The organism is Streptomyces sp. NPDC005761, from assembly GCF_040630635.1.
Lineage (GTDB): Bacteria > Actinomycetota > Actinomycetes > Streptomycetales > Streptomycetaceae > Streptomyces.
The window spans coordinates 130373-150810 of record NZ_JBEXXX010000012.1; the positions used below are offsets into that span (position 1 = coordinate 130373).

A 20438-nucleotide genomic window follows, 5' to 3' on the forward strand; every position below is an offset into this window, starting at 1 on the left:
GCACACCGGCCGGCACGCCACCGCTCGCCACAGAACTGCCGCCCCGCAGGGAGGCAGAGGGGGACACCGTCATGAGTCCAGTCCTGATCGCCATCGCCGGAGTCGTCGTACTCCTCTTCCTGCTCACCCTCGCCGTCATCACCCGCTACAAGGTCGCGGGGCCCAGCCAGGCGTTCATCATCACCGGCCGTCGCGGCAAGAAGTCCGTGGACCCGGTGACCGGGCGGTCCAGCATCGACAACAGCGGCCAGAAGGTGGTCGTCGGGGGCGGCGTCTTCGTCGTGCCGTTCGTCCAGCAGAAGTTCACCCTGGACCTCTCCAGCCGGCACATCCCCGTCGCCGTGCGCGGGGCCGTCACGCTGCGCGGGGTCAAGTCGCACCTCGAAGGCGTCGCGATCGTCAAGGTCGGCGGCAGCGAGGACGCCATCCGGGCCGCGGCCCAGCGTTTCCTGCGGCAGCAGGACGGCATCGTCGGCTTCACCCAGGAAGTGCTCTCCGGTGCGCTGCGCGCCATCGTGGGCCGGATGTCGGTCGAGGACATCATCCGCGACCGGGCCGCGTTCGCCGGCCAGGTGGCGGAGGAGGCCGAGGCCAGCCTGTCCGGTCAGGGCCTGATCCTGGACGCCTTCCAGATCCAGGACATCACCACCGAGGGCTCCTACCTGGAGGACCTCGGCCGCCCCGAGGCCGCCCGCGCCAAGCAGGAGGCGGACATCGCCGAGGCGAACGCCCGCCGCGCCTCGGAGCAGGCCCGGCTGAAGGCCGCCGAGGAGATCGCCATCGCCGAGCGGACGTTCAACCTGAAGCAGGCGGAGATCAAGGCCGAGACGGAAGCGGCCGTCGCCAGGGCGAACGCCGCGGGCCCGCTCGCCGAGGCCGCCCGTCAGCAGGAGGTCCTCCAGGAGCAGGAGAAGGTCGCCCAGCGCCAGGCCGCCCTGACCGACCGCGAACTCGACACCAAGGTCCGCAAGCCCGCCGACGCCGCGCGCTACCAGGCCGAGCAGGAGGCGGAGGCCCGTCGCATCGCCCAGGTCAAGCAGGCCGAGGCGGACGCCGAGCGCTCGCGGCTGACCGGTCAGGGCGAGAAGCTGCACCGCTCCGCGCTCGCCGACGCCGTACGCATCGAGGGCGAGGCCGAGGCCGCCGCCATCGCCGCCCGGGGTTCGGCCGAGGCCGAGGCCATGCAGAAGAAGGCGGACGCCTTCGCGCAGTACGGCGACGCGGCCGTGCTCCAGATGCTCGTCGAGGTGCTCCCGCAGGTCGTCGCCAAGGCCTCCGAGCCGCTGAGCGCCATCGACAAGATGACCGTCATCTCCACGGACGGCGCCAGTCAGCTGTCGCGCACGGTCACGGACAACGTCGCCCAGGGCATGGAACTCCTCAGCTCCACCACCGGGGTCGACCTCGCCGCGCTGCTGCGGAACCTCAAGGGCGCGAACCCGAAGCCGGAGGTCCCCGCCCGCACCGACACCGCCACCGCCACCGCCGCCGCACCGAACGGCAGGATCGAGATCAGCGACTGACGCCTCGCGTCACCACCGTGTGCCCGGCCGGACGCGCACCGGCCGGGCACACGTGTGTACGGGCCCGGGAACCGGCCGGAAGGCGGCGGGACCCTCCGGATAAGGTAATGCGGAGCTAAAGAGATCACCAAGTACGTCGGGACGCACCGGACTCCTCGGGAGAAAGCCATGGGAACCCACCGCACCACACTGCCCGGAGTCGGCGTGCAGTACGACTACACCACCGAGTCGGGACAGCACATCTCCGTCGTCGTGCACCACGACGGGCGCCGGTTCATCGGCTTCTACGACCAGGACGATCCCGATTCCTGCAAACTCTCCGTGCCCCTGACTCCACAGGAGGCCACCGGTCTCGCGCACCTCATCGACGCGGCACCCATCGACGCCGTGCGGACCGAGGGCATCGACCTGGTCACCGAGCACATCCCGCTCGGGACGCGTTCCCCGTACGGCGGCCGGCTGCTCGGGGACACCCGGGCGCGGACCCGGACCGGGGCCTCCATCGTGGCGGTGCTGCGGACCCACAGCGCGCATCCGTCACCCGGGCCGGACTTCCGGCTCGCCATCGGGGACACGCTCGTCGCCGTCGGTACGAGGGAGGGCGTCGACACGCTCTCCGAGATCATTGCGGAGGGCTGACCGTGCATGACACGACCGCACTGCTGGTGGAGCTCGGCTCCGTCATCCTGGGACTGGGCATCATCGGGCGGTTCGCCGGCCGCGTGGGACTCTCGCCCATCCCGCTGTACCTGCTGGCCGGGCTCGCCTTCGGTGAGGGCGGGCTGCTGCCGCTGGGAGCGAGCGAGGAGTTCACCGCCGTGGGCGCCGAGATCGGCGTCATCCTGCTGCTGCTCCTGCTGGGCCTCGAATACAGCGCCTCCGAACTCGTCACCAGTCTGAAGACCCAGTACCCGTCCGGCGCCGTGGACTTCGTCCTCAACGCGACCCCGGGCGCCGTCGCGGCCCTGCTGCTGGGCTGGGGGCCGGTGGGTGCCGTGGCCCTGGCCGGAGTCACCTGGATCTCCTCGTCCGGGGTGATCGCCAAGGTCCTCGCGGACCTGGGCCGGCTCGGCAACCGGGAAACGCCCGTCGTCCTCGGGGTGCTGGTCATCGAGGACCTGTCGATGGCCGTCTACCTGCCACTGCTCACCGCGATGCTCGCGGGCGTCGGCTTCGCCGGGGGCAGCATCGCGCTGCTCGTCGCGCTCGGCACCGTCGGGTTCGTGCTCTACCTCGCGCTGCGGCACGGCCGGCTGATCAGCCGGGCCGTGTCCTCGGACAACCCGGAGATGCTGTTGCTCGTCGTGCTCGGGCTGACCGTCCTGGTCGCCGGCGTGGCCCAGCAGCTGCAGGTGTCGGCGGCCGTCGGCGCGTTCCTCGTCGGCATCGCGCTCTCCGGTGAGGTCGCCGAGGGCGCGCGCAAGCTGCTGACCCCGCTGCGGGACCTCTTCGCCGCCGTGTTCTTCGTGTTCTTCGGACTCTCCACCGATCCCGCGGAGATCCCGCCGGTGCTGCTGCCGGCCGCGCTGCTGGCCGTCGTCACCGTATTCACCAAGATCGCCACCGGCTGGTACGCGGCCCGGCGGGCCGGTATCGGACCCCGCGGGCGCTGGCGCGCGGGCGGCACGCTCGTCGCCCGCGGCGAGTTCTCCATCGTCATCGCCGGTCTGGCCGTGGCGACCGAGCCACGGATAGGGCCCATCGCCACCGCGTACGTCCTCATCCTCGTCATCGTCGGCCCGCTCACCGCACGCTGGACCCAGCCGGCGGTCGAGCTGATCCAGAAGTGGCGCGGCGGCGGAGACGGCCCGGCCGGCACGCCCGGCGCGGTCCCCGCCACGCGGCCGACGGCGGCCCCCCAGGAGGAGCTGGCCACCTCCGCGGACTGAGCGCCCGGGGCGCCGTCAGCCGTCGTGCGGGGCGGGGAGGTCGGGCGCCCAGCCCAGGGGGTAGGCGTCCGCGCCGCCCCCGGGCACGGCCGGCTCGCCGCCCGCCGCGGTGAACGCGGTGAGTGCCTCGATCAGCGCGGTGCACTGTTCCGGCGCGAGACGTTCGACGATGGCGGCGACTTCCCGGCGGCGGGCGGAGGTGACGTCCTCCACCAGACGGCACCCCTCGGGCGTCACCCGCAGCGAGGTCTCCCGGCGGTTGGCCGGGTTGACCTGCCGTTCCGCCAGACCGGCGGCGATCAGCCGGTCCACCATCCGCATCGCGGTGGACGGGTTCACGCCGAGCCGCTCGGCGAGCGACACCAGCTTGGCGTCCCCGTGCGTGGCCAGGACCACCAGCAGCCGGAACTGGGGCAGCGTCACCCGGTCCTCGACCGTCGCCAGCGAACGGGCGGACACCGCCACCAGCAGCCGCGACGCCGTGAGCACCGCGCGCGTCACCGCGTCGACGTCATCCCTGCCCGGGGCGGACGGTCGTTCCTCAGATGACTGTTCCTGCGCGGCCATGCCTCTTTGTACCGTGCGGGAGGGCCGTACTCGAACCAGGACGGGCCCCTTCGCGGGCCTGCGTGCTCAGCCCTTGCGCGCCAGGAGGTACGTCTCCCGGAACTGCCGGCGGTCGGCCGGCTGGGGCTCGCGGACCATCCGGGCCACCTCGGCCAGGCCGGCCGCGCGCAGCAGCGCTGCGAGGTGATCGGGCCACCACCGGTAGGCCGGCGCGACCGCGTGGTCGAAGACCTGCGTCGGGTGCGAGGGACCGTCACTGGCGGAGAAGCCGATCAGGAGGTGACCGCCGGGGGCCAGCACCCGATGGAACTGCGACAGGATGACGGGGAGCTCCGGCGGCGGTGTGTGGATGACGGACCACCGTGAGAGAACGCCGCCCAGCACGCCGTCGGCGATGTCCGGCGCGGCCATGTCGCCGGTGTCGAACCGCAGGTCCGGATGGGTGCGCCGAGCCGTTTCGATCATCGCGCGGGACGCGTCGATGCCGAACACGGAGAGTCCCAGCGTGTCCAGATGGGCGGCGACATGACCGGGCCCGCATCCCAGATCCGCGACCTGTCCGTTCCCGCTCTCGCGCACGAGCTCGGCGAAGGCGCTCAGCATCGCGCGGTCCAGAGGCCTGTCACGCAACTCGTCACCGAACAATTGCGCATAGGCGGGGGCGGCAGCGTCGTAGGCCTCGCGGGTGGCACTGAGGGCATCGTGTTCGACCATGCCCGCGAGAGTAGTTGCCTGCCCGGAAGCGGGCGGGAGAGTTGCACCGGCTCGCCCGCGGCCCCCACCGCTCCGGGAACACGCCTGGGCCGAAACGGTGTCGAACCGTCACCGAATCCCTGGCACAAGTCCATGACACCCACCTTTGGACTGTGCAACGTTTGCACAGTGATGTCTGAACCCGCACCTGCGCCCGAACCGGAGCGACCGCCCCTGCCGACCGGCCTGAGGCGCGTCGCCGCCCGGCTGCCCGTCCATATGTTCCGCGCGGGGCTCGGACCGTTGTTCCGGGGCCGCCTGCTGCTCCTCGTCCACACCGGGCGCGCCACGGGCCTTTCCAGGCGGACGGTGATCGAGGTCGTCGAGTCCGCGAGCGTGGACGGCCGGCAGAGCTGGACCGTCGCCTCCGGCTTCGGCCCCGCCGCCGACTGGTACCGCAACCTGCTCCGCACGCCGCACGCCACCGTGCAGGCCGGGCGCAGGTTCCACGCCGTGACGGCGCACTCCCTGCCGGCCGAGGAGGGCGGCGAGCTGATGGCGCGCTACGCCCCCCGCCACCCCCGGACCGCCCGCCGTCTCTCCGCCTTCATGGGGTTCACGGTCGACGGCGGCACGGAGGACTACCGGCGGGTCGGCGAGTCGATCCCGTTCGTCCGGCTCGTGGCGAGCACCGGGCCCGGCCGCTGAGCCCGTGCGGCCGGGCACGTCAGGCCCGCGCCGCCTCGGCCTCCTCCACCAGGTGGGGGCTGGGCGCGCCCCGGCGGTAGAGGATCACCGTGACCAGCAGGCCGAGGGCGAAGAAGCCCGCCGACCACCAGTACGCCGTGGAGTAGCTCTCCAGCTGGGCCTGGGCGACCGCGTCCGGTGTCGGCCTGCGGCCCACCAGGTAGTCCGTGGCGGCGCTGGTGGCCAACGTGTTGAGCAGCGCCGTGCCGATGGAACCGCCCACCTGCTGACTGGTGTTGACCATCGCCGAGGCCACCCCGGCGTCGCGCGCCCCCACTCCGGCGGTGGCCAGGTTCATCGCCGTGGCGAAGATCATGCCGAGCCCGAGGCCCAGGCAGAGCAACGGCGGCAGCACATGGGCGAGATAGCTGCTGCCCAGGTTCAGCGTGGTCAGCCACATCATGGCGGCCGCCGAGATGCCCATGCCGAGCGGCACGATCGGTTTGGCGCCGTACCGCGGGACGAGCGCATTGGTCGTCGTCACGGACGTCACGATCATGACGGCGACCATCGGCAGGAAGGCCAGACCGGTGGAGACCGGAGAGTAGGACAGGCTCTTCTGCAGGTAGTACGTGAGGAACAGGAACACGCCGAACATGCCGCCGCCGGAGATGAACATCGCGAGGAACGACGCCCCGCGGTCCCGGTCCAGCACCACCCGCATCGGCAGCAGCGGATGCTCCGCCCGGGTCTGCCACCACGCGAAGGCGGCGAGGAGCACCGCACCCGCCAGCAGGAACCCCCAGGTCTGCACCGAGCTCCACGGATGCATCTCGGCCTTGGAGAAGCCGAACACGATGCAGAAGAGTCCGGCGGAGACCAGCACGGTTCCGGGGATGTCGAGCTTCGGACGGTCGGCCGGCGCCCCGGCGGTGAGCAGACGTACCCCGCCGACGAAGGCGACGAGCGCGAACAGCAGGTTCACGTACAGGCACCAGCGCCAGTCCAGGTATTCGGTGAGCACCCCGCCGAGCAGCAGCCCCACCGCGCCGCCCGCACCCGCGATGGCGCCGTAGATCCCGAAGGCCTTCGCCCGTTCCTTGGGCACGGTGAACGTCGTGGTGAGGAGTGAGAGCGCGGCCGGGGCCAGGAGGGCACCGAACATCCCCTGCAACGCGCGGGCCAGCACCAGGATCTCGAAGCTCGGGGCGGCGCCGCCGATGGCCGAGGCGACCGCGAAGCCGACCAGACCGGTCAGGAACACCACCCGGCGGCCGACCAGGTCGGCGATGCGTCCGCCGAGCAGCAGCAGCGAGCCGAAGGCGAGGGCGTAGGCCGTCACGATCCACTGCCGGTTCCCGTCGCTGAAACCGAGGTCCTGCTGGGCGGAGGGCAGCGCGATGTTCACGATCGTCGCGTCGAGGACCACCATCAGCTGGGCCAGCCCGATCACGCCCAGCACCCACCACCGGTGGGAGGGTCCGCGCTCGGGGCCGGGAGCCGCCCGGGGCGCCGCCCCGGTGGCCACTCGTCCCCCCTGTCCGTCCTCGGCGGGCTCACCCGGCTGACGTGAATGACGGGCCATGGTGCGGATCTCCCTCACTGCACACGACACCAGAAATCCCCCCGGGTGATCACGCTAGGCGGAGCTCGGCATCCCCGCATGCGGGGAGAGCCGGCAGCACGTGATGCTGCCGGAACCCGGCAGTGGGGAGAGTGGGGAGACAGCGTCCGGTGCCCTCTGACGGGCAGTCCGGGGGTCAGATCTCCTTGGCCGGCCAGTCCAGCAGCCGGGCACCGATCACCGCGGTCTGGAGGGTGTAGCGGTGCATCGGGTCGGACGGGTCGGAACCGGTGAGCTGATGGATCCGCTCCAGCCGGTAGGTCAGCGCCCGCACGCTCAGCGCGAGGCGCCGGGCCGACTCGGCCGCGACACAGCCGGCGTCGAAGTACACGGAGAGCGTCTTCAGCAGCGGCTCCGCACCGCCCCGCGCCTGCTGGAGCGGTCCCAGCTCGCTGCGGACCAGATCGGCCATGGCCTGCCGGTCACGGGTGAGCACGGGGTAGACGAGCAGATCCGCCGCGTACAGCACGGGGTCGTCCAGCCCCATCCGGTCCGCCAGATCGAGCGCGTCCAGCGCCTCGTCGTACGACTGGACGACCCCGCCGGGCCCCCGGTGGGCCCGGCCGACCGCCACCCGGCCGCCGTCCGTCGCCGCGTGCGCCTGCTTGGCGAAGTACCGCAGGACATCGGGCTGACTGCCGGGCGCAATGCAGATCAGCCGGCCGTCCTTCGTCGTGAGCAGGATCTTGCGGCCGCTGAACCGGGCCAGCAGCGCCGACTCCACCTGCCGCGGGACGGCATCGGTCTCGGTGTACGCCTCCGGGCCCGCGGCCACCGCTACGGCGTGCGCCCGGGAGAGCCGCAGCCCGAACCGGGTGGCCCGCTCGGCGAGCCGGCCCAGGTCGCTGCGCCCGTACAGCAGATCGTCGATGAACTCCCGGCGGGCGGCCTCCTCCCGCCGGACGGTGAGGCGCTGGGCCCGCTCGAAGCCCTCGGCGAACGCGTCGACCGCCTGCTCCACCGCGGCCAGCACGCTCTCGGTGGACGCGGCGGTCGCGGCCGCCGTCGCTCCGGGGACGGCGGCGGGCCAGGTGGTCCGGGTCTCGGCCAGATGCATGCGGACGAGGGCGCGCAGCTGGTGTCCGGCCTCGGCGGCCTGCCTGCCGAGGGCGCGGCGGGTGTCGATCTCCTCCCGGGTGAGCCGACGGCCCGAGACGGCGACCTCGCCCAGGATCCGGGCGTAGTCCTCCAGAAAACTGTCGGGAATCACCGGTTCCGCCACCCGCCCCGCCCCCTCTGCCGAAACGTCACTGATATTTGCACAACGCATACGTGTGCATGCCGGTGCCCGGCATGGAGCGTGAAGAAAGTTTGCCGGATCCCGGCAATGCGGCCGACCAGCTGCAAATGACACGATCCTGTCAGCACCAACCGGGGGACCACGGGGGAAACACGGGGGTGCAGGGGGACGGGGGCGACCCGGCTGTCGCGGTGCCGTTGGGACGGCACCGCGGCTCCGGGTTCACCGCGGGACCCCGCGACACGCGCCGGCAGCGGGCAGGGGTGGACGATGCAGGAGTTCCTGATCGCGACGCAGTCCTTCCCCACGGTGCTCTTCTCCGCGGCCCTGGTGGTCGTCATCGCCTTCTGGCTGCTCGTCCTGGCCGGTGCGGCCGACCACCACTCCTTCGACGCGGACCTCGACACCGATCTCGCCGGGATCGGCGGTGTGCCCGTCACCGTCTCGGTCTCGGTGATGGTGGCCGCCGGCTGGTTCACGGCGCTGACCGGCTCGGTCCTGCTGCACCGCAGCGACGCCACCGGGACCGTCCGGGCCGCACTCGCCTTCGGCGTCCTGGCCGGCGCGCTGCCGGCCGCCTGGGCCGTGGCCCGGCTGCTGGTGCCCCACCTCCGCCGCTTCTTCGCGGACCGGCCCCCTCCATCGCGCCCGGGCGGCCTGGACCGGGTCGGCACGATCCGTACCGGCTCGGTCGGTACGGACTCCGGCCGGGCCGAGGTCGTCGCGGCCGAGGGATCCACCGCGGTCGTCCAGGTGCACCGGCCCGCCCCGGCCGACGGGACACCGTCGGCGGGGAGTGCCGGGCCGCTGTACGCGTACGACGACACGGGTGAGTTCTTCCGGGTCGCCCCGTACGACCGTGCGCTCGACCCGGGACCGCCACCGGCCCTGCCGCGTCCTCGGCACCGTCCACCGCCCCGCCACCCCGCCTGATCCGGGCGCACGCCCGAGCCCCCACCACGCACCGCCCCGGGCTGCCCGGGCCTGCGCACACCTCTGGCGCCCCGTTCCGGATCGCGGCCGTCGCATCGGCGATCGGCCGGGCGGCGGGCCCCCGTCATCTGCTCACGCGGCCGCGGCCGTGTCCCCTCGGAAACCCACCAGGACACCCGGGAACCACTGACCGTACCGATCACGAGAAGGGAGCAGGGCATGCTGGGACATGTGCCTCCTCTTCCCCAGCAGCCCCAACGCTCCCCGTTCTCCGGCCACATGGTCGTCTGCGGCGACGACGCCCTCGCCCAGCGGCTCGCCGTGGAACTGCGTTACGTCTACGGGGAGCGGGTCACCCTGGTCCTGCCGACGGAGCCGGGCGCGGCCGGACCGGAGCTGCCGCTGAGCGGACGCGGGCGGGCGGCCGCCCTGTTCGGCAGGATGTCGTCGGCGATGAGCCGGAACGGCGGCCTGACCCACGGCAGCGCCGGGGACGGGGACACCAATGCGGGGGTGGACGCGATCCGCATCCTCCAGACGGCGGAGCCCTCCGACGAGTCCCTCGAAGAGGCGGGCATCGGCTCGGCCTCCGCGGTGGCCCTCGTCTACGACGACGACGAACGCAACATCCGCGCCGCGCTGACCGCCCGCCGGCTCAACCCCCGTGTCCGGCTGGTGATCCGGCTCTACAACCGCAAGCTGGGCCAGCACCTGGAGACCCTGCTCGACCAGGCGGCCGCCGTCGCCTCGCCCGGTCTCGACCCTGCCACGCTGGACGCCTCCACCACCGTCCTGTCCGATGCCGACACCGCCGCCCCCTCCCTCGCGGCCACCGCGCTCGCCGGATCCACCAAGGTGATCCGCGCGGAGGGCCTTTTCCTGCGGGCGGCCGAACGCCCGCCGCCCCGGGACGGCCGGGCCGCCGACCCGGGCCTGTGCACCCTGGCCCTGCTCTCCTCCACCACGCACGACCCGGCCGGCACCGAGGGCTCCGACAGCAGCGGCGCCGAAGGCCCCCAACTCCTGCCCGACCCCGCGCAGGTCGCCGCCGCGGCCGGGCGCGGAACGGTGGTCCTGGAGGCCGTCACCCAGTCCGGCCCGGCCGCCCCGAAGGCCCGGATGAGCGGCCGGAGCGCACCGCTGAGCCAGTTCTTCTCACGTCGGCTGCGCTGGTCGGCGCTGGGCGTGGGACTCGCCGTCCTGGGCCTCGCGGTGGCGTCCTCGCTCACCACCGGCGACCATCCCCTGCACGCCGCCTACCTCACCCTGCTCGACCTGTTCGCGATGGGTGACCCGGCCATCGGCGACCCCACCGCCCGGCAGGTCATCCAGCTCCTCTCCGGCATCGCCGGGCTGATGCTCCTGCCCCTGCTGGTCGCGGGCGTGCTGGAGGCCTTCGGTTCGCTGCGTTCGGCGTCGTCGCTGCGCCGCCCTCCGCGGGGGCTGTCCGGGCACGTGGTGCTCCTCGGCCTCGGAAAGATCGGTACCCGCGTCCTGGTGCACCTGCGGGAACTGGGCATCCCCGTGGTCTGCGTCGAGGACGACCCGGACGCCCGTGGCATCCCGGTGGCGCGGCGGCTGCACGTGCCCGTGGTTCTCGGGGACGTCACACAGGAGGGCGTGCTGGAGGCCGCCAAGATCGGTCGCTCGCGCGGTCTGCTCGCCCTGACCAGCGTCGACACCACGAACCTGGAGGCCGCGCTGTATGCCCGCTCCCTCAAGCCGGATCTGCGGGTGACGCTTCGCCTCTTCGACGACGAGTTCGCCACCGCCGTCTACCGCACACTGCGCACCGCCCACCCGCAGGCGCTGACCCGCTCCCGTTCGGTGTCCCATCTGGCCGGGCCCTCGTTCGCCGTCGCCATGATGGGGCGGCAGATCCTCGGGGCGGTGCCGGTCGAGCGGAAGGTGATGCTCTTCGCCGCGGTCGAGGTGGCCGGGCACCCGCAACTGGAGGGCCGGACGGTGGAGCAGGCGTTCCGGGCCGGTTCCTGGCGGATCCTGGGCCTGGACGTGGCCCCGCCCGCCGACCGCGGGCCCAGCCCGGCCGCTCCCGCCCCGCCCCCTCGGGCCCCAGGGGCCGACCCGTCGGGCGACCGTCCGGGCGGACTCGTGTGGAACCTCCATCCCGGCTACGTCCTCCGGCCCACCGACCGGGTGGTGATCGCGGCCACCCGCCGGGGCCTGGCGGAACTGCTGGGCAGGCAGGGTTCGTTGACTCGGCGCTGAGGCGGGGCGCCCGCCGGCGCAGACGCCCGTCGCCTCCCGCACCGCTGCCGGCGCCGCGTCGGCGACGGCGCGTTCGTCGCACGCGATGCGCCGCTCGGCGTTCCTCCGTCAGGCGTTGGACCAGCTACGCCGGCAGAGCACGAGCCGGTACCCGTCCGGATCCTCGACGGTGACGCCCCACTCGTTCCAGTACGGATTGGGCGAGGGCACCCGCGTGCCGCCATGGGCCACGAGCCGTTCCACCAGTTCCTCCGGTACGGGCTCGTCCAGATACACGACGAGCAGGTCCTCGTCGGTGGGGCGGGGGTCCACCGGATGGTCGCCGCCGTGCACGAGCTCCAGATGCCAGGAGGCGTCCGGGTGCCCCACCATGAGCAGGTCGTGCTCGCCGGGCTCCCCGCCCCCCTCGGTGCGGAACAGGACCGTCAGCCCGAGTCCCGCCACCCAGAACCGCTCGGCGGCCGCGAGATCCCGTGACGGCCGGGCCATGCGGATGTGGGCGTGACCGTTGAACAGCACGGAGTTCCTCCCTGTCGTCGGCCCGCTCGGCAGCGCGCCGGACCCCGGAGCGTAGGCGTTCGGCGCGGATGCCGCATCGGCCGATGGTCGTGGTCCTGCGGCCCCGGGCACGGTCGGCGCCGCCCCCTGCCCCTGCTTCTTCGCGTGCTCGGGGACGGCCCCGCTCGGCGCTCCGGCCCCGTTCATGCCTGCCTCCGGCCGCCCGGACCCGGGCGGCCGCCGTGTCCGTCCGGCGTGCGCAGCGGGCTCGGCGGTGATGGCTGGTGTCCGGCGCGGAACGGATGCGGACAGGCGGAATAGGGAGGTGGGGTGCTCCGTTGTAGGGTGTGTTCAGATAGTTCAACGTTCAACCATAATGTTCGACACGGATCGACCTCTGGAGGCGGGCGCCATGCAGTTCGGGATCTTCACCGTCGGGGACATCACCACCGACCCCACGACCGGCACGACACCGAGCGAGCACGAGCGGATCAAGGCCACCGTCGCCATCGCGCGGAAGGCCGAGGAGGTCGGGCTCGACGTGTTCGCGACCGGGGAGCACCACAACCCCCCGTTCGTCCCGTCCTCGCCGACGACCACCCTCGGCTACATCGCCGCCCGCACCGAGCGCATCATCCTGTCCACCTCGACGACCCTGATCACCACCAACGACCCGGTGAAGATCGCCGAGGACTACGCCACGCTCCAGCACCTCGCCGACGGCCGCGTCGACCTGATGATGGGCCGCGGCAACACCGGACCTGTCTACCCCTGGTTCGGCAAGGACATCCGCCAGGGCATCCCGCTCGCCATCGAGAACTACGCCCTCCTGCACAAGCTGTGGCGCGAGGACGTCGTGGACTGGGAGGGGAAGTTCCGCACACCGCTGCAGTCCTTCACCGCGACCCCGCGCCCGCTGGACGGCGTCCCGCCGTTCGTCTGGCACGGCTCGATCCGCTCCCCGGAGATCGCCGAGCAGGCCGCGTACTACGGCGACGGCTTCTTCCACAACAACATCTTCTGGCCCATCGAGCACACGAAGAAGATGGTGAACCTCTACCGGCAGCGCTACGCCCACTACGGCCACGGCACCGCCGAGCAGGCCATCGTCGGCCTCGGCGGCCAGGTGTTCATGCGCAGGAACTCGCAGGACGCGGTACGGGAGTTCCGTCCGTACTTCGACAACGCACCGGTCTACGGGCACGGTCCGTCGATGGAGGACTTCACCCAGCAGACGCCGCTCACCGTGGGGTCCCCGCAGGAGGTCATCGAGCGGACGCTGTCCTTCCGGGACGCCGTCGGTGACTACCAGCGCCAGCTGTTCCTGATGGACCACGCCGGGCTCCCGCTGAAGACGGTGCTGGAGCAGCTCGACATCCTCGGCGAGGAGGTCGTCCCCGTGCTGCGCAAGGAGTTCGCCAACCTGCGGCCCGCCGGGGTGCCCGAGTCCGCGCCCCTGCACCCGGCCGTCGTCGCGGCCGCCGCCACCGTCACGAAGGAGAGCTGACCGTGTTCGCCACCGAACCGCTGAGGATCGTCGCCGTCTCGGCCGGCCTGAGCAGCCCCTCGTCGACCAGGCTGCTGGCCGACCGGCTGGCCGCGGCCACCCGGGAGCGGCTGGAGACCGAGCAGGACCGCCCGGTCCAGGTACGGGTGATCGAACTGCGCGACCTGGCCCTCGACATCGCCGGGAACCTGGTGTCCGGATTCCCGTCCGCCACCCTGGAGGAGGCCATCGGCGCGGTGACGGGGGCCGACGGGCTGATCGCCGTCACGCCGGTCTTCACCGCCTCGTACAGCGGCCTGTTCAAGTCGTTCTTCGACCTGGTCGAGAACACCGCGCTGACCGGCAAGCCCGTCGTCGTCGCGGCGACCGGCGGCACCGCACGGCACTCGCTGGTGCTGGAGCACGCGATGCGCCCGCTCTTCGCCTATCTGCGGGCCGTCACGCTGCCGACGTCGGTGTACGCGGCGTCGGAGGACTGGGGCTCGTCGGGCGACGAGTACACCGAGGGCCTGCCGGCCCGGATCCGTCGCGCGGGCGGCGAGCTCGCGCAGGCGGTCACGGGCGGCCGGGCGGTCTCCGGAGCCAGCAGAACCCTCGGACTGGACGACGAGGTGGTCCCCTTCGAGCGGCAGCTGGCCGACCTTCGGCTGAACTGACCGGCCCGAAGGATGTGCTTTCGTCCGGTTTGACTACAGTTGCGCGAGGAGGTGCGTGGTGCGGGTATCCGTCACCACGCACCCGTGCGACGCAACGGAACCGAGCTGGAGGCAGATATGGGCAGGATCGTGGTGGGCGTTGACGGCTCCGAGTCGTCGATCAAGGCACTGCACTGGGCCGTACGCCAGGCGGAGCTGACCGGTGACACGGTGGAGGCCGTCAACAGCTGGGAGTACCCCTCGACCAGCTGGGCGTCCATGATGCCGGGCATGCCGGAGGACTTCGATCCGCAGGCCGTGGCCACCGTGTCGCTCACCGAGGCGCTGGAGGAGGCCCTCGGTGCACAGGGTGCCGCCGCGGTCAGCAAGGTCGTGGTGATCGGCAACCCCGCTCAGGCCCTGCTCGACCGGGCCGCGGGCGCGAGTCATCTGGTCGTGGGCGCGCGCGGCTACAGCGGCTTCAAGGCCACCCTGCTCGGCTCGGTCAGTCTGCACGTCACCCAGCACGCATCGTGCCCGGTGACCGTGGTCCGCGGCTGACGACGGCCCCGTACACCGGTACGGGCCCGCGCATCCGAGGCGCGGGCCCGTACCGGCACAAGCCGCGGCGGGCTCAGTCCTCCCGCGTGTAGAAGAAGTAGAACGCGGCGAGCAGCGTGCCCGCCCCGATCAGCAGTCCCAGCACCGATGCGGCCAGCACGCTCTTGCCGGAGAGGCTGTAGAGGAAGCCGATCGAGCCGCCGGACAGCGCACCGTACGCGGCCGCCCTCAGCCCGACCGGCAGGTGCTTCTGCACCCGGCCCAGACCGAAACAGAGAGCCGCGAGCACGGCGCCGGAGACCAGTCCGAGCGCGAGCTGCGTGCCGGTGAGCACACCGCCGCCTCGGACGATGGACGTCGCGTACCAGCCGAGGATCACACCGAGCGTCACGGGAACGGCCCAGCTGAGCGCGGAGTGGTGCTGGGCACGCGCGCGCGTGCCGCGTGCCTGCACCGAAGCGTGTGCGGCCATGGCAGGAAGCTCCTTCCGTCGCCCCCGCTTTCCTCAAGGGCACACCCGGCCGGGCCCCCCGGCAACTCGGATGGCCCACGGCCCGGGGCGCGGTCTCACCATCCGCGGTTCCCTGGTGAGGTGCGGACCTACTTCTCGGCGGCTCTCTCGGTGGCATTCCTGGTGCTGCTCGCCGTCCTGGTGCCGCTGAGCGCGTTGTCCGCCTGGGTCGACCTGGAGATCGACGACACCGACCGTTACGTGGCCGCGGTGGCGCCGCTCGCCTCCGACACCGATGTGCAGAACACCGTCGCCGACCTGATCACGGACGAGGCGATGAAGCAGATCGACGTCGGCCCGCTCCAGGGGACCGTCCGCGAATTCCTCCACCAGGCCGTGCGGTCCTTCACCACCACCGACGCCTTCCAGGCCGCCTGGAACGCCGCCAACCGCACGGCCCACGAAGCCGTCACGGCGGCCCTGGACGGGGAGAGCGGCGAGAGCGTCACCATCGATCTGGCGCCCGTGACGGAGAAGGTGAAGCAGAACCTGGTGGACAACGGGGTGCCGTTCGCCGACCAGATCCCCGCCCAGCACACCGACATCCAGATCGTCTCCGCCGACCGCGCCGACCAGATGCGCCAGAGCTTCCGGTGGCTGCGGGCCGCCAGTGTGTGGCCCGCGGTCGGCACGCTCGTGTTCGCACTGCTCGCCGTCCTCCTGGCCTGGGTGCGCGGCGGGCCCGGCCGCCGCGGCTCGACTCTCGCCGCGCTCGCCGCCACCGCCGTCGCCGGGGCCGGTTTCGCGCTCGGCGCGCTGGTGCTGCGCGGGGCGATCGCGCTGGCACGCAACCGGGTGCTGGCCGAGGTGCCCGGCAGTGACACCGACGGAGCGGCGGCGGTCTACGACGCGCTGACCGCCTCGCTGCGCACCACCGTGTGGATCGTCTTCGGTACGGGCCTGGCGGTGGCCGTGTGCGCGGTGGCGGCACGGATCTGGGCCCAGCGGGTGCTGCCGGCGCCGTCCGGGGCATGAGGGGGGCCTCCGCCCCGAGGAACGCCTCGCTCTGCGCGGCCGCCCTCCTCCTCGCCGGGGTGAGTCTCGTGATCGGCTTCCGCGCCGCCGGCTCCGACGGCACCACGCCCGTCCCGCAGGCCCTGGCCTTCCTGCCCTGGCTCCTGGTGCCCGGCGCGGCCGGTCTCGGACTGGCCGCGCTGGCCCGGTGGCGCGGGGGCCTGGTGTGGGCAGCGGTGGTGCTCGCGGTGACCGTGTGGTTCGTGCGGCCGTACGGCCCCGGCACCACGGGCGCCCGCGGTCCGGTGGTGGCCCGGCTGGATGTCCTGACCTCCAACGTGGAGTTCGGGAACGCGACGGACGCGCTGATCGCGACGGTCCACCGCGAGAGGCCCGATGTGGTCTTCGTCCAGGAGTGCGACCCCGCGTGCGCGGACAAGCTCGCCGCCCACGTCCCGGCCGCCTCGTACCCGTACCGCGACGTCGTACGGCTCGACGGTTCGCACGGCTCCGCGATCCTCAGCAGGTTCCCGCTGCGCCCGGCGGGCCGGATCGACGGCACGATGGCGATGCCCGGGCCGGTCGCGGTCGTGGCCGGCCGGGACGTACGGCTCCAGCTCGCGCACCCCATGCCGCCGGTCCCGGGCGGGGTCGCCCTCTGGCGCCGGGAACTCGGCCGGATCCGCGACCTCGCCGCCTCCGTCCGGGCACGGCCCGCCGTCGTGGCGGGCGACTTCAACGCCTCCCAGGACCACGCCGCCTTCCGGGCCGTCCTGGACGCCGGCGACCTCCACGACAGCGCCCGCCTCGCCGGCTCCTCCCGTACGTATTCCTGGCCCGCCGACCGTGCCTCACCCCTACGCACCCAGATCGACCATGTGCTGGTCAGCGAGGAGTTCTCGGTCCGCTCGGCCCGCTTCCTGCGCCTGGCCGCCACCGACCACCGCGCGCTGCTCGTCGGCCTCGAACTGCACGACGGCCCCTGACGTCCCGGTCCCTCCGTGCCGACGTGCGGGCGCCGTCGGGCCGGGGAAGAGTGGATGGGGTGACTGCCGGGGGCTACTGGGAGGTCTGCGTATGCGAGCCGTCGCCGTCAGCACGTTCCGGGCCGGTCCCTCTCTGGTCGTCGTCCCCAAGCCGGAACCGGGGACCGGCGAGGTCCGGGTGCGGATCGAGTACGCCTCACTCAACCCGCACGACCGTCAGCTCGCGTACGACGGCGCCCCGGACGCGCCCCTCGCCCACCCGGTGGTCGTCGGAGTGGACTACGCGGGCCGGGTGGACATGATCGGCAGCGGCGACAACCGCTTCCGGGTCGGCGACCACGTCTTCGGCCGGGCCGGCGGTCCTGCGGACGGGGCGGGGACGTACTGCGACTACGTCTGCGTACCGCAGGATTCCGCCATCGCCCTCGTCCCGCGCGGGCTGGACGCCCGGATCGCGGCCGCGCTGCCCTCCGCCGGGATGGCCGCCGCGCAGATCCTGGAGGCGGTGTCGCTGCGGGGCCACGAGAGCCTGCTGGTCGTCGGCGCGGCGGGCGGCGTAGGCAGCTGCCTGACCCAGCTCGCCAAAGCCCGGGACGTACGCGTGATCGCCGCGGTGCGCGGCGACGAGAGGTCCAGGATGGGGTCGTTGGGCGCCGCCGTCACGATCGACGTCACGGACGGCCCGGCTGCCGACGCGATACGTGCGGCCTGCCCGGACGGTGTCGACGCGCTGGCCGACCTGGCCTCCGCGACCCCCGGCGCCTTCGCCGAGCACGCCGCGACCCTCCGGCCGGGCGGCATCGCGCTCTCCACCCTCGGCGTCGCGGCCGGGGCGGAGCTCCCGGCGACGGTGCGGGGCGTCGACTTCCGGCTCGACCCGAGCCCGGTCCTGCTGGACGTGCTGGCCGCAGGCGCCGCGGACGGGATCCTGCGTGTCCCCATCGACATCGAACTCCCCCTGGAGAAGGCCCCGCAGGCCCTGGCCCGCGACCGGGCCGGCGGGGCGCGCGGAAAGACCGTCATCGTGCTGAAGGAGCACGGGCACTGCTGAAACCGTTGAATCCGTTGCGGCTGAGAGGACGACGTCATGGACGACCAGGAACGGGACATCATCGGCGGCATCGACGGTCTCGTCGCGGAGGAACGCGCCCTGCGTGACCGCAACGGGCGGGAACCCGGCCTGTCCCCCGAGGAAAGGGCCCGACTGCGTACGGTGGAGGTCCGTCTCGACCAGTGCTGGGACCTGCTGCGGCAGCGCCGAGCACTGGACGAGTACGGCGAGGACCCGTCACAGGCCCGGGTCCGCCCGGCCGACCAGGTCGAGGGCTATCGCAGCTGACCGCTGCTGGGAGGGGACGCAGTGACCGGCAGCAGGGCCGACGGAGCCGGCCACTCCTCCACCGCGGCGCAGCGCCGCGGAACGCCGCCCGTCTGGCTGCGCTACGGCCTGCGCCCCCTGCCCACGCCGGTCCCCTGGGCCGCCGTCGCCCGCGCGAGTGTCGCCCTGGCCGCACCGCTCGCCGCCGGATTCGCCGCCGACCGGCCGATGTACGGGGCGCTGGCCTCCATGGGCGCGCTCTCCGGTGTCATCGGCGACACCGCCGACGCGTACCGGATGCGCATCCTCAACATCGCCGTGCCGCAACTGTTCGGCGCTCTCGGCATCATGCTCGGCACGTTCGTGTACGGGACCGGCTGGGCGGCCGTCGCCGTGCTCACGGTCGTCGGCCTCGCCTCCGGGATGATGTCGTCGATCGGTGCCGTCGCCTCCGTGTCGGGCCTGCTGCTCCTGCTCAACTCCGTGGTGGGCGCCGGACTCCCGATGCCCGACCCCTGGTGGGTGGCGCCGCTGCTGCTGACGCTGGGCGGTCTGTTCGTCCTCGTCCTGACCCTGCTGGCCTGGCCGTTGCGCCGGAAGCTCCCGGAACGCGTCGCGGTCGCGGACACCTATCTCGCGGTCGCCGATCTGCTCGCCGCCGCCGGTACACAGGCGTACGAGGAGAAGCGGCAGGCCGTCACCGAGTCCCTCAACGCCTCCTACGACCTGGTCCTCGCCCGCCGCGCCCGCTACCACGGCCGCAGCGGCACCATGGTGCGGATGCTCTCCCAGCTCAACGTGGTGATCCCGCTGGTCGAGGCGGCGCCCGCGGTGCACGTACGAGGGTTCCTGCTGCCCGACGAGATCCCGGCGGCGGTCCGGGCACTGGCCGAGGACATCGAGGAGAGCCGCACCGGCGGCGACGGACCCGGCCTGCCGGCACCCGACTCACCCGCCACCCGGGCGGTCGACGGCGCCCTGCGCCATGCCGCCGCCGTCGTGCACAAGGCCGACCCCGACCCGTACAACGTCGACGACCGGCTCGGCAGGCCCGCGGCCCTCGGGGTCCGCGTCCGGCGCGCCACCCGCAACGTCCTGCTCTCCGGGCCTTCCTGGCGGTACGGGCTGCGCCTCGCGCTCTGCATCGGGCTGGCCCAGGCGCTGACCTCGCTGATCGACGTGCCGCGCTCCTACTGGGTGGCGCTGACCGTCACCTTCGTCCTCAAGCCCGACTTCGGCTCGGTGTTCTCGCGTGCCGTGCTGCGTTCCGTGGGTACGGCCGCGGGCCTCGTGATCGCGGCGCCGGTGCTGGCGGAGGTGCCGGTCGGATGGTGGGACGTGCCGGTGATGATGGTGCTCGCCGCGCTGATCCCGGCCCTGACAGCGAAGGGGTACGCCTTCCAGACCGCGGCCGTCACCCCGGTCATCCTGCTGCTGTCGGACCTGCTGAACCACCAGGGCGTGCACCTGGTCTGGCCGCGCTTCCTGGACAGCCTGATCGGCTGCGGCATCGTGCTGGTGGCCGGATATCTGCTGTGGCCGGAGAGCTGGCACACCCGGATCGGCCGCCGCCTGGCCGACGCGGTCGCGGACATCGCGGACTACGTGGGGGTGGCGTTCGAGCCGGACGGCGACGGTGACGGGGCCGAGCGGGTCCGCGCCCGCCGCCGCATCTACCGCGATCTGTCGTCGGTGCGCTCCGAGTTCCAGCGCGCGCTGACCGAACCGCCGCCCACCGGCAGGCGCGCCGCCGCGTGGTGGCCGCTGGTCGTGGCCGTGGAACGCATCGTGGACGCCACCACGGCGGCCCGTGTCCGCGTCGACCACGGGGCCCCGGAACCGGAACCGGCCGAGGTCGCCGCGGTCCGGGCCCAGCTCCGCGAACTGGCCGAGGGAATGAGGGCGAGCGAGGTCCTGGTGGCGGTACGCACCGAACTCCCCGGGGACGAGGAGGGCGTCCTGGCGCCGCTGCGCCAGGAGGTGGCGGCAGCCCGGGCCATCGCCTCGCCCGAGCCGTAGAGCCGCAAAGCCGTCCGCCCGTGGGGCCGAGCGGTATCACGCCGTGGGCCGAGGGGTCTGTCGC

Annotated in this window: 20 protein-coding genes; 14 read left to right on the forward strand and 6 right to left on the reverse strand. The window is 72.9% G+C overall.

Annotated features, from left to right (window positions below):
* Positions 1 to 71 precede the first annotated feature (71 nt).
* From ABZ434_RS14685 to ABZ434_RS14695, 3 genes are all read left to right on the forward strand, one after another.
* Complete coding sequence (locus tag ABZ434_RS14685) at positions 72 to 1523, forward strand: SPFH domain-containing protein (RefSeq protein WP_359135508.1); 1452 nt, start codon at positions 72 to 74, stop codon at positions 1521 to 1523.
* 168 nt (positions 1524 to 1691) lie between these two features.
* Positions 1692 to 2162 carry a TrkA C-terminal domain-containing protein gene (locus ABZ434_RS14690; RefSeq protein WP_326737269.1) on the forward strand — a complete coding sequence of 157 codons (471 nt, stop codon included), beginning with the start codon at positions 1692 to 1694 and terminating at the stop codon, positions 2160 to 2162.
* A 2-nt stretch (positions 2163 to 2164) separates the two neighbouring features.
* Positions 2165 to 3412, forward strand: a complete 1248-nt coding sequence (locus ABZ434_RS14695) for a cation:proton antiporter (RefSeq protein WP_359135510.1) — start codon at positions 2165 to 2167, stop codon at positions 3410 to 3412.
* Between the two features lie 15 nt (positions 3413 to 3427).
* On the opposite strand, the gene ABZ434_RS14700 is transcribed toward ABZ434_RS14695, so the two are convergent.
* On the reverse strand, positions 3428 to 3979 hold the full coding sequence (locus tag ABZ434_RS14700) for a MarR family winged helix-turn-helix transcriptional regulator (RefSeq protein WP_359135512.1): 552 nt from the start codon (positions 3977 to 3979) through the stop codon (positions 3428 to 3430).
* A gap of 66 nt (positions 3980 to 4045) precedes the next feature.
* On the reverse strand, positions 4046 to 4693 hold the full coding sequence (locus ABZ434_RS14705) for a class I SAM-dependent methyltransferase (protein ID WP_359135514.1): 648 nt from the start codon (positions 4691 to 4693) through the stop codon (positions 4046 to 4048).
* A gap of 171 nt (positions 4694 to 4864) precedes the next feature.
* Between ABZ434_RS14705 and ABZ434_RS14710 the strand changes: the two genes are divergently transcribed.
* Positions 4865 to 5380, forward strand: coding sequence for a nitroreductase family deazaflavin-dependent oxidoreductase (locus ABZ434_RS14710; protein WP_359135516.1), 516 nt, complete (start codon positions 4865 to 4867; stop codon positions 5378 to 5380).
* Positions 5381 to 5399: 19 nt separating this feature from the next.
* Here ABZ434_RS14710 and ABZ434_RS14715 read toward each other — a convergent pair whose 3' ends face one another.
* Both ABZ434_RS14715 and ABZ434_RS14720 read right to left on the reverse strand, forming a co-directional pair.
* Positions 5400 to 6944 (reverse strand): MFS transporter, encoded by a 1545-nt coding sequence (locus tag ABZ434_RS14715; protein ID WP_359135518.1) that lies wholly within the window; start codon positions 6942 to 6944, stop codon positions 5400 to 5402.
* A 175-nt stretch (positions 6945 to 7119) separates the two neighbouring features.
* Entirely contained in the window at positions 7120 to 8205 is a 1086-nt protein-coding gene (locus ABZ434_RS14720; protein ID WP_359135520.1) for a helix-turn-helix domain-containing protein, read from the reverse strand.
* Between the two features lie 288 nt (positions 8206 to 8493).
* On the opposite strand from ABZ434_RS14720, the gene ABZ434_RS14725 reads away from it, so the two are divergent.
* Together ABZ434_RS14725 and ABZ434_RS14730 are read left to right on the forward strand one after the other, a co-directional pair.
* Positions 8494 to 9156, forward strand: a complete 663-nt coding sequence (locus ABZ434_RS14725) for a hypothetical protein (RefSeq protein WP_359135521.1) — start codon at positions 8494 to 8496, stop codon at positions 9154 to 9156.
* 219 nt (positions 9157 to 9375) lie between these two features.
* Entirely contained in the window at positions 9376 to 11385 is a 2010-nt protein-coding gene (locus ABZ434_RS14730; RefSeq protein WP_359135523.1) for an NAD-binding protein, read from the forward strand.
* Positions 11386 to 11493: 108 nt separating this feature from the next.
* Here the strand turns inward: ABZ434_RS14730 and ABZ434_RS14735 are convergent, their stop codons facing one another.
* The gene (locus tag ABZ434_RS14735) at positions 11494 to 11904 is read right to left on the reverse strand and encodes a VOC family protein (RefSeq protein WP_359135525.1); all 411 of its coding nucleotides are present in this window, start codon (positions 11902 to 11904) and stop codon (positions 11494 to 11496) included.
* Between the two features lie 391 nt (positions 11905 to 12295).
* On the opposite strand from ABZ434_RS14735, the gene ABZ434_RS14740 reads away from it, so the two are divergent.
* The 3 genes from ABZ434_RS14740 (at position 12296) to ABZ434_RS14750 (ending at position 14586) form a co-directional block, all read left to right on the forward strand.
* Positions 12296 to 13390, forward strand: a complete 1095-nt coding sequence (locus ABZ434_RS14740) for an LLM class flavin-dependent oxidoreductase (protein WP_359135593.1) — start codon at positions 12296 to 12298, stop codon at positions 13388 to 13390.
* 2 nt (positions 13391 to 13392) lie between these two features.
* Positions 13393 to 14046, forward strand: coding sequence for an FMN reductase (locus ABZ434_RS14745; protein WP_359135527.1), 654 nt, complete (start codon positions 13393 to 13395; stop codon positions 14044 to 14046).
* A gap of 117 nt (positions 14047 to 14163) precedes the next feature.
* Positions 14164 to 14586, forward strand: coding sequence for a universal stress protein (locus ABZ434_RS14750; RefSeq protein WP_359135595.1), 423 nt, complete (start codon positions 14164 to 14166; stop codon positions 14584 to 14586).
* Between the two features lie 73 nt (positions 14587 to 14659).
* Here the strand turns inward: ABZ434_RS14750 and ABZ434_RS14755 are convergent, their stop codons facing one another.
* Positions 14660 to 15058 (reverse strand): hypothetical protein, encoded by a 399-nt coding sequence (locus ABZ434_RS14755; protein WP_359135529.1) that lies wholly within the window; start codon positions 15056 to 15058, stop codon positions 14660 to 14662.
* A 120-nt stretch (positions 15059 to 15178) separates the two neighbouring features.
* On the opposite strand from ABZ434_RS14755, the gene ABZ434_RS14760 reads away from it, so the two are divergent.
* From ABZ434_RS14760 to ABZ434_RS14780, 5 genes are all read left to right on the forward strand, one after another.
* On the forward strand, positions 15179 to 16072 hold the full coding sequence (locus tag ABZ434_RS14760; RefSeq protein WP_359135531.1) for a hypothetical protein: 894 nt from the start codon (positions 15179 to 15181) through the stop codon (positions 16070 to 16072).
* Positions 16069 to 17037 (forward strand): endonuclease/exonuclease/phosphatase family protein, encoded by a 969-nt coding sequence (locus tag ABZ434_RS14765; RefSeq protein ID WP_359135533.1) that lies wholly within the window; start codon positions 16069 to 16071, stop codon positions 17035 to 17037. Before ABZ434_RS14760 ends, ABZ434_RS14765 begins: the two co-directional genes overlap by 4 nt.
* A gap of 91 nt (positions 17038 to 17128) precedes the next feature.
* On the forward strand, positions 17129 to 18088 hold the full coding sequence (locus ABZ434_RS14770) for an NADP-dependent oxidoreductase (protein WP_359135535.1): 960 nt from the start codon (positions 17129 to 17131) through the stop codon (positions 18086 to 18088).
* 36 nt (positions 18089 to 18124) lie between these two features.
* Complete coding sequence (locus tag ABZ434_RS14775) at positions 18125 to 18376, forward strand: DUF2630 family protein (RefSeq protein WP_359135537.1); 252 nt, start codon at positions 18125 to 18127, stop codon at positions 18374 to 18376.
* 96 nt (positions 18377 to 18472) lie between these two features.
* Entirely contained in the window at positions 18473 to 20374 is a 1902-nt protein-coding gene (locus tag ABZ434_RS14780) for an FUSC family protein (protein WP_359135597.1), read from the forward strand.
* The last annotated feature ends 64 nt before the right edge of the window (positions 20375 to 20438 follow it).

Bases quoted from the DNA above. Each gene is read 5' to 3' on its own strand.
- ABZ434_RS14775 (WP_359135537.1), top strand. From the start codon at position 18,125: ATGGACGACCAGGAACGGGACATCATCGGCGGCATCGACGGTCTCGTC.
- ABZ434_RS14715 (WP_359135518.1), bottom strand. From the start codon at position 6,944: ATGGCCCGTCATTCACGTCAGCCGGGTGAGCCCGCCGAGGACGGACAG.
- ABZ434_RS14765 (WP_359135533.1), top strand. From the start codon at position 16,069: ATGAGGGGGGCCTCCGCCCCGAGGAACGCCTCGCTCTGCGCGGCCGCC.
- ABZ434_RS14700 (WP_359135512.1), bottom strand. From the start codon at position 3,979: ATGGCCGCGCAGGAACAGTCATCTGAGGAACGACCGTCCGCCCCGGGC.
- ABZ434_RS14730 (WP_359135523.1), top strand. From the start codon at position 9,376: ATGCTGGGACATGTGCCTCCTCTTCCCCAGCAGCCCCAACGCTCCCCG.
- ABZ434_RS14725 (WP_359135521.1), top strand. From the start codon at position 8,494: ATGCAGGAGTTCCTGATCGCGACGCAGTCCTTCCCCACGGTGCTCTTC.
- ABZ434_RS14750 (WP_359135595.1), top strand. From the start codon at position 14,164: ATGGGCAGGATCGTGGTGGGCGTTGACGGCTCCGAGTCGTCGATCAAG.
- ABZ434_RS14690 (WP_326737269.1), top strand. From the start codon at position 1,692: ATGGGAACCCACCGCACCACACTGCCCGGAGTCGGCGTGCAGTACGAC.
- ABZ434_RS14740 (WP_359135593.1), top strand. From the start codon at position 12,296: ATGCAGTTCGGGATCTTCACCGTCGGGGACATCACCACCGACCCCACG.
- ABZ434_RS14685 (WP_359135508.1), top strand. From the start codon at position 72: ATGAGTCCAGTCCTGATCGCCATCGCCGGAGTCGTCGTACTCCTCTTC.
- ABZ434_RS14705 (WP_359135514.1), bottom strand. From the start codon at position 4,693: ATGGTCGAACACGATGCCCTCAGTGCCACCCGCGAGGCCTACGACGCT.
- ABZ434_RS14755 (WP_359135529.1), bottom strand. From the start codon at position 15,058: ATGGCCGCACACGCTTCGGTGCAGGCACGCGGCACGCGCGCGCGTGCC.
- ABZ434_RS14710 (WP_359135516.1), top strand. From the start codon at position 4,865: ATGTCTGAACCCGCACCTGCGCCCGAACCGGAGCGACCGCCCCTGCCG.
- ABZ434_RS14770 (WP_359135535.1), top strand. From the start codon at position 17,129: ATGCGAGCCGTCGCCGTCAGCACGTTCCGGGCCGGTCCCTCTCTGGTC.